This is a genomic window from Streptacidiphilus sp. ASG 303 (assembly GCF_020991365.1).
In the GTDB taxonomy this organism is placed as follows: Bacteria; Actinomycetota; Actinomycetes; order Streptomycetales; family Streptomycetaceae; genus Peterkaempfera.
On record NZ_JAJLRA010000057.1, the window covers coordinates 1 to 6,093 of the forward strand.

At 69.2% G+C, this 6,093-nt stretch carries 6 protein-coding genes; all 6 read left to right on the forward strand.

Features of this window, described 5'->3' with window-relative positions:
• Nucleotides 1-401: ABC transporter ATP-binding protein (locus tag LO771_RS29720; RefSeq protein ID WP_230748218.1), on the forward strand; the 401-nt coding region annotated here is incomplete at its 5' end.
• 384 nt (nucleotides 402-785) lie between these two features.
• A complete protein-coding gene (locus LO771_RS29725; RefSeq protein WP_230748220.1) occupies nucleotides 786-2,468 on the forward strand; it encodes an ABC transporter substrate-binding protein in 1,683 nt (560 codons plus the stop codon).
• A 126-nt stretch (nucleotides 2,469-2,594) separates the two neighbouring features.
• Entirely contained in the window at nucleotides 2,595-3,524 is a 930-nt protein-coding gene (locus tag LO771_RS29730; protein ID WP_230748222.1) for an ABC transporter permease, read from the forward strand.
• A gap of 31 nt (nucleotides 3,525-3,555) precedes the next feature.
• A complete protein-coding gene (locus tag LO771_RS29735) occupies nucleotides 3,556-4,533 on the forward strand; it encodes an ABC transporter permease (protein WP_230748224.1) in 978 nt (325 codons plus the stop codon).
• 70 nt (nucleotides 4,534-4,603) lie between these two features.
• The gene (locus tag LO771_RS29740; protein ID WP_230748229.1) at nucleotides 4,604-5,632 is read left to right on the forward strand and encodes an ABC transporter ATP-binding protein; all 1,029 of its coding nucleotides are present in this window, start codon (nucleotides 4,604-4,606) and stop codon (nucleotides 5,630-5,632) included.
• On the forward strand, nucleotides 5,595-6,093 hold a 499-nt coding region (locus LO771_RS29745; protein WP_374228276.1), incomplete at its 3' end, for an ATP-binding cassette domain-containing protein. The genes LO771_RS29740 and LO771_RS29745, both read left to right, overlap by 38 nt.

A 6,093-nucleotide genomic window follows, 5' to 3' on the forward strand; every position in this document is an offset into this window, starting at 1 on the left:
TCGACCTGTCGTACATGTTCATCGCGCACGACCTGTCGATCGTGCGGCACATCTCGGACCGGGTGGGGGTGATGTACCTGGGGAAGATGGTCGAGATCGGCACGGACACCCAGATCTACGACCACCCGACCCATCCGTACACGCAGGCGCTGCTCTCGGCGGTCCCCGTCCCCGACCCCGCCACCCGTGAGGAGCGCGAGCGCATCCTGCTGCAGGGGGATGTGCCCTCGCCGGCGAACCCGCCGTCGGGCTGCCGGTTCCGCACCCGCTGCTGGAAGGCCCAGGAGCGGTGCACCGTCGAGGAGCCGCTGCTGGCGGCGCCGTCGTGGCTGAAGGGCGAGGCGGCGCACGACTCGGCGTGCCACTTCGCCGAGGAGAAGGACGTCGTCCACGCGGAGTAGGCGGGCGCGGCGGGCGGGTGGCGAGGGCGGAGTCCGCGGTCCCCGCGGGCCCGCCCTCCCCCTGTCGGCGGCCCGGTCCCGCGCCGGCGGCGGGGGCGGGCCGCCGGTTCGCATGCTGGTCGCTCCTTTGCCTCTATAAACGAGTATTGCGGCTTTCGCGGCCTCTTATCGGACGCCGGTCTCCGGATAAAGTGGAATCGGATTTCCTGGCTCCGTTTTGTTTTGCATCTCTTTGCCACCCCTTGCCCCGCCTTGATCGGTGCGCGTAATGAAAAAGTGACGCAGGCCCGATTCTCAGGAGAGGGTTTTGTGATCGATAGTGGCTCTGCGCGCGCGAGTTGCCTTCCCGTCACTTCCTGTGCGGTCGATCAAAGGGGTAGATGAATGAGGCTGACCAAGGCCATGAGATGGGCGGCGGTCGCGGCTACGGCCGCGCTCGCCGTGACGGCCTGCAGCAACAGCGGCAGCAGCGACTTCGGCTCGAAGAGCCCGTCCCAGTCCTCCCAGGGCGCCGGCGGCCCCGCCAAGGACGGCGGCACCTTCAAGCTCGGCATCAGCGAGCCCACCGCGATCGACCCGTACAACGCCCAGGAGTCCGAGGGCATCCTGGTCACGCACAACCTCTTCACCGGCCTGATCGACGTCAAGGCCGACGGCACGGTGGTCCCCAAGCTCGCCCTGTCGCGCACCCCGAACAGCGACTGCAGCGAGTGGACGTTCAAGCTGAAGACGGGCACGACGTTCACCAACGGCGAGCCGGTCGACGCCGAGGCGTTCATCCGCGGCTGGACCCGCACCGCCTCCAAGGCCTCCGCCTCCGACGTGGCCTACCACATGGCCGAGATCGACGGCTTCGACGACCTCCAGTCCGGGAAGGCCACGACCTTCAAGGGCCTCTCGGCGCCGTCCGCCGACACCCTGGTCGTCAAGCTCGCGCAGAAGGACTGCGAGTTCGACCTCCGCACCTTCCACACCGCCTTCAGCCCGGTGCCCAAGGTGGCCGGCGCGGCGGACAACAAGACGTACAACGACATGCCGATCGGCAACGGCCCCTTCAAGATGGACGGGCCCTGGCAGCACAACACCAAGATCACGCTGGTCCGCAACGCCGACTACGGCCTGGACAAGGCCCACCTCGACAAGGTCGAGATCTCGATCCTCAACGCGGACAACGGCGTCACCCTGGAGTACCAGGGCTACCAGGCCGGCCAGTTCGACTGGGCCCGGATGCCCGTGCCGCAGTACTCCGCCGCCAAGGCGATGTACGAGCCCAAGGGCCAGTGGCTCCAGTGGGACTCCAACGGCATGAACTACATCCTGCCGATGACCAAGAAGGGGCCCCTCACCAGCAAGGAGGCCCGCCTGGCGATCTCGTACGCGATCGACCGCAAGGCGATCACGGCCGGTGTCTTCAAGGGCTTCTTCACCGCGGCCGACTCCCTGGTGCCGCCGGCCTTCCCGAGCGCCTACCAGAAGGGCGTCTGCGCCAGCTGCGTCGCCCAGGACAAGGCCAAGGCCAAGGAGCTCGCCGACAAGGCGGGCCTGAAGCCCGGCACCGAGCTGTACTTCGGCTACAACACCGGCGCCGGCCACGAGGAGTGGGTCCAGGCCGTCGCGGGCCAGCTGAAGGACGTGCTCGGCCTCAAGGTCAAGCTCGACGGCATCCCCTTCAAGGAGCTGCTGGACAAGGAGACCTCGCCCGACAGCACCGGCATCTACCGGGCCGCCTGGGGCGCCGACTACCCGACGCCCGGCAACTTCCTCACGCCGCTGCTCTCCACCAGCTCGATCAACGAGAACCCCGACAGCCACGTGGTGCAGGGTGACAACCGCGGCCGCTGGAGCAACCCCGAGTTCGACAAGCTGACGTCCCAGGCCGCCAGCACCCAGGACCAGGGCGAGCGCTACAAGCTGTACCAGCAGGCCGAGAAGGTCGCCATGGACGACCAGGCGCTCATCCCGCTCTGGAACCGCACCCAGCTCCGCCTGGCGAACACCTCCAAGTGGAACAACCTCACCTACGACTTCAACGAGAACCCCACGCTGTCCGCCGTCTCGGCGAAGTAGTCCCCCGCACGGCGCGCGCGCCGGCAGCACCGCACAGGAGGGTCGCGGAACGCCAGGGCAACGGCGTTCCGCGGCCCTCGTCGGCGACCGGCCCCCGCGCACCCCATCCCCCGAGAGGCCCCACCCATGGGTAGATACGTCGTGCGGCGGCTGGGTCAGATGGTCGTCGTCCTCCTCGGTGCGACCATGATCCTCTTCGCCTGCCTCTTCGTGATCCCCGGCGACCCCGTGGGGTCGCTGGCCGGCAGCGACAAGGCCCGCGACCCCGCGGTCATCGCACAGCTCCACCAGCGCTACGGTCTGGACGACCCGCTGGCGGTCCAGTACGGCAACTACATCAAGCGGCTCGTCCAGGGCGACATGGGGGAGGACTTCACCCAGCGCCGCCCGGTCTCCGAGATCCTCGCCCCCAAGCTCGTCAACACCGCCAAGCTCGCCGTCGTCGCCATCGTCTTCGACATGGTGATCGGCATGCTGGTGGGCGTCGTCGCCGCGCTCAGGCGCTACTCCTTGCTGGACACGGTCGTCACCCTGGCGACCACGATCGTGGTCGGCTTCCCCACCTTCGTCATCGGCATGCTGCTGCTCAACACCTTCGCGGTGCAGCTGAAGTGGGTGCCGGTCATCGGCGACCCGGGCGACCCCAAGCAGATCATCCTCCCCGCGCTCACCCTCGCCCTCGTGGACGCGGCCCTGGTCGCACGGCTCACCCGCGGCACCATGCTGGAGATCCTGCGGGCCGACTACGTCAAGACCGCCGTGGCCAAGGGCGTGCCGCGCCGGCAGGTCCTGCTCAAGCACGTGCTGCGCAACTCGGTGATCCCGGTCATCACCTACATCGGCATCTCCTTCGGCACCCTGCTCGGCGGCGCCCTCATCACCGAGGTCATCTTCAACTGGGACGGCGTCGGCATGGCCATGAACACGGCCGTCCAGCAGCAGAACAACCCCATCATCATCGGCGTGGCCACCTGGGGCGTGCTGATCTTCGTGCTGCTCAACCTGCTGGTCGACCTGCTCTACGCGGTACTCGACCCCCGGATCAGGCTCGGCTAGGGCCCGCGGGCCAGTGGAGGAACGCAATCCCATGACCAATCTCGCGAAAGTGCCCGGGCAGCCCGGCGAGGCCGCCGGGCCGGAGGGTCCCCAGTCGGCCGGCGCCGAGGCCGCGGCCGCCGCGACCGCGGGCAGCCACGGCGCCGCGACCGCCGAACCCGCCGTCGCCGCCACCAAGGAGTGGCGCGAGGTGTGGCACCGCTTCGCCACCAACCGCCTGGCGCTCGTCGGCACGGTGCTGGTCCTGCTCCTGCTGGCGACGGCGGCCTTCGCACCGCTGATCGCCCCGCAGGACCCGTACCGGCAGGACCTGATGAACACCCTGCAGGCGCCCTCCGGCAGCCACCTCTTCGGCACCGACTCGCTCGGCCGCGACCAGTTCTCCCGCGTCGTGTACGGCTCCCGCATCGCCGTCCTCGTCGGCGTCGCCTCGATCGTGCTGACCGTGATCATCGGCGTCGCCCTGGGCGCGGTCGCCGGCTACTTCGGCCGCTTCTACGACACCCTGGTGATGCGCGTCGCCGACGTGTTCTTCGCCTTCCCGCTGCTCATCGGCTCGATCATCATCATCACCGTGACCGGCCGGGGCGTCACCCCCGTGATCATCGCCCTCGCGGTCTTCGGCTGGGCGACCGTGGCCCGGCTGCTGCGCAGCTCCGTGCTCTCGACCCGGGAGATGGACTACGTGCACGCCGCGCGGGCCCTCGGCGCCGGCCACCGCCGGATCATCCTGCGGCACATCCTGCCCAACTCCATCGCCCCCGTGCTGATCTACGCGACCTTCAACGTCGGCACCGCCGTCGTCGCCGAGGCGTCCCTCTCCTTCCTGGGCGTCGGCGTCAGCCCCGAGGTCCCCGAGTGGGGCAACATGCTGGCCGTCGGCCGGGGGTTCATCGGCGTCTACGACTACATGTGGACGCTCCCCTCCCTCGCGGTGGTGCTCACCACCCTGGGCTTCATCTTCGTCGGCGACGGTCTGCGCGACGCGCTCGACCCCAAGCTGCGGTGACAAGGAAGGCGACGGCGAAGTGAAGAAGACAGTGGACGACGCCCCCGGCGCGGGCGCCGCGGCCGACACCCTGAAGGCGGAGGCGCCGGACGGCCCGGACACGCCGCTGCTCCAGGTCGACGACCTGCACGTGGAGTTCAAGACCCGCGACGGTGTGGCCAGGGCGGTCAACGGCGTCAGCTACAGCGTGGACGCGGGCGAGACGCTGGCGGTGCTGGGCGAGTCGGGGTCGGGCAAGTCGGTGACGGCGCAGGCGATCATGGGCATCCTCGACACGCCCCCCGGCCGGATCGCCGGCGGCCGCGTGCTCTACCGCGGCGAGGACCTGCTCACCATGGGCGAGGAGCAGCGCCGCTCGATCCGCGGCCGCAAGATCTCGATGATCTTCCAGGACGCCCTCTCCGCCCTCAACCCGGTCTTCTCCGTGGGCTGGCAGCTCGGCGAGGTCTTCCGGGTGCACCAAGGCATGTCCAAGAAGGACGCCAAGGCGAAGGCCGTCGAGCTCATGGAGCGGGTCCGCATCCCCGCCGCCCGGGAGCGGGTCAACGACTACCCGCACCAGTTCTCGGGCGGCATGCGGCAGCGGATCATGATCGCGATGGCGCTGGCCCTGGAGCCGGACCTGATCATCGCGGACGAACCGACCACCGCCCTGGACGTGACCGTCCAGGCCCAGATCATGGACCTGCTGGCGGAGCTGCAGCGCGAGTACCGGATGGGCCTGATCCTGATCACGCACGACCTGGGCGTGGTGGCGGACGTGGCGGACAAGATCGCGGTGATGTACGCGGGGCGGATCGTGGAGACCGCGCCGGTGCACGAGCTGTACAAGAACCCGGCCCACCCGTACACCAAGGGGCTGCTGCAGTCGATCCCGCGCCTGGACCAGAAGGGCCAGGAGCTCTACGCGATCAAGGGACTGCCCCCCAGCCTCCTGCGCATCCCCTCCGGCTGCGCCTTCAACCCCCGCTGCCCCCGGGCGCAGGAGGTCTGCACCACGGAGCTGCCCGTCCTGCAGCCCGTGACCGACGCGGACGGCGCCGACCTGCCCGGCCGGCGCAGTGCCTGCCACTTCTGGAAGGAGACCGTCCGTGGCTGAGCCGATCCTGGAGGTGCGGGACCTGGTCAAGCACTTCCCGCTGACCCAGGGCATCGTCTTCAAGAAGCAGGTCGGCGCCGTCAAGGCCGTCGACGGCGTCTCCCTCGACCTGGTGCGCGGCGAGACGCTGGGCATCGTGGGCGAGTCGGGCTGTGGGAAGTCGACGCTCGCGAAGGTGCTGATGAACCTGGAGCGGGCGACGTCCGGTCAGGTGCTGTACAAGGGTGAGGACATCGCGCGGCTGTCGGGGCGGGCGCTGAAGGCGGTGCGCCGGAACATCCAGATGGTGTTCCAGGACCCGTACACCTCGCTGAACCCGCGGATGACGGTGGGGGACATCATCGGGGAGCCGTTCGAGATCCATCCGGAGGTGGCGCCGAGGGGGGACCGGCGGCGGGCGGTGCAGGACCTGCTGGACGTGGTGGGTCTGAACCCGGAGTACATCAACCGGTATCCGCACC